A 223-nucleotide genomic window follows, 5' to 3' on the forward strand; every position below is an offset into this window, starting at 1 on the left:
CTCAACGACGGCGGCTGTTTTGCTTGGTAAAGGCAATATTCTGACCAAAGTAGGAAAGGGGACGACAGTCGGCCTGCTTATTTCCGATGTCGGTAACGTGATGACCCATGTCGGCGAGGGCACGACAGTGGGGTTTGCCAAAGGTAAAGCCAATCTTATCACCAAAGTTGGGGATGGCACCGGGGTGAATGCGGTCTGGGGTGAAGCGAATATCCTGACTCAG

The 223-nt window shown here is 53.4% G+C and carries 1 protein-coding gene; it reads left to right on the top strand.

The genetic code is table 11. The features are described 5' to 3' along the window. The coding region (locus ACGF5R_RS25030) for a hypothetical protein (protein ID WP_387693363.1) at positions 1-223 on the top strand (223 nt) is incomplete at both ends.

Origin of the sequence: Photorhabdus sp. RM71S (assembly GCF_042879355.1) — a bacterium.
Lineage (GTDB): Bacteria > Pseudomonadota > Gammaproteobacteria > Enterobacterales > Enterobacteriaceae > Photorhabdus > Photorhabdus kayaii.